The sequence below is a fragment of the Lysinibacillus fusiformis genome (genome assembly GCF_003049525.1).
GTDB classification, from domain to species: domain Bacteria; phylum Bacillota; class Bacilli; order Bacillales_A; family Planococcaceae; genus Lysinibacillus; species Lysinibacillus fusiformis.
Genome location: NZ_PYWL01000029.1, coordinates 1 through 1474, shown reverse-complemented (window position 1 = coordinate 1474; position 1474 = coordinate 1). Strand labels below are relative to the sequence as shown.

At 36.0% G+C, this 1474-nt stretch carries 1 protein-coding gene; it reads left to right on the top strand.

All coding sequences use genetic code 11. The features are described from left to right. The first annotated feature begins 119 nt into the window (after window positions 1–119). A protein-coding gene (locus C9J29_RS23910) for an IS3-like element ISBsp3 family transposase (protein ID WP_085961712.1) occupies window positions 120–1450 on the top strand; the annotation gives its coding sequence in 2 pieces (ribosomal slippage) (window positions 120–498 and window positions 498–1450; 1332 coding nt in all). The last annotated feature ends 24 nt before the right edge of the window (window positions 1451–1474 follow it).

Genomic DNA, 1474 nt, shown 5'->3' with positions numbered 1-1474 from the left:
TGAACTGAACCCCGAATAGTGGACACTTTAAAAAGTGACCCTATTCGGGGTTTTTTGTTCATTTCACAAAAAAATCTCGTTATACTAAATATACGAAATTAAGAACGGGAGAAATTAGCATGAGTAAAATCATTTTTAACGAACATCAGATACGACAAATAGAAGCGAATCGATTTGTAGCATCTGTATCAGATCGTTCTATTCAATATACAGCGGAATATAAAATCTTTGCGGTCAAAGAAAATCTAGCTGGTAAGGGACCTGTACAAATCTTTAAAGAAAACGGGTTTGATTTAGAAGTGATTGGTGTGGAAAAAGCAAGGTCATCGATTAAACGCTGGAGAGCATCTTTTAAAACTCATGGAGAACAAGCATTTTCAGAGGAAAGACGCGGAAAAGGAGGTTCTGGTCGACCAAAAAAAGAACACATGTCAGCTGAAAAGAAATTAGAAAAAGCAGAGGCACGTATTCGTTTACTTGAAGCTGAATTAACACTGTTAAAAAAGCTAGACGAGATGGAAAGGCAGGCAAAGAAACGGCTATTTTAATACCAAGGGAAAAGTATCAAGCAATTAATGATACCGTTCGGCTGTATCAGTTGAAAAATATGACACGTTATTTATGTGATTTGGCAAATGTAAGCCCCAGTGGTTATTATAAATGGCTCCAAAATAGTGAGAAACAAGCGATGCGAGAAGAAGCAGATTTTCAGGACTACGTCCTACTAAAAACGATTTATGATGCGTCAAAAGGAAAAGTTGGTTATCGGGGTCTTTACATGGCACTAGAAGAACTACTTGAAATCCCGATGAATCATAAAAAAATTCTACGATTAATGCGTAAATTCAATCTATATTCGAAAGTAAGACGTGCAAACCCTTATCGAAATCTTGCCAAAGCTACAGAAATCCATCGTCAAGTACCTAATCATCTAAATCGTAATTTTCATCAAACAGAGCCAGGCAAAGTGTTTTTAACAGATATTACGTATTTACAATATCGTGGCGGACAAACAGCGTATCTATCGTGTATAAAGGATGTTGCAACACGAGAAATCGTTGCATATGAGGTATCGACAAATTTACGCATGGAGTTTGTTTATCGTACGCTAAAAAAATTAGAAGAGCATATCAATGACAATTTACATCCTGAAGCGATGATTCATTCAGATCAAGGTTTCCATTATACACACCCAGCATTTCAAAAATGCGTCAAAGAAATGGGATTACTTCAGTCAATGTCTCGCCGAGGAAACTGCCTAGATAATTCGCCAATGGAGTCATTCTTTGGGCATTTTAAAGATGAAATAGAATATAAAGAAGCTGGAAGCTTATCAGAATTAAAATATATGATAGATGATTATATGGAGCACTACAACAATACAAGAAAGCAATGGACGTTAAAAAAAATGACTCCGGCAGCATACCGAAGTCATTTAATCGCTGTTTAATGTAGCAAATGGTCTTTTATTAAA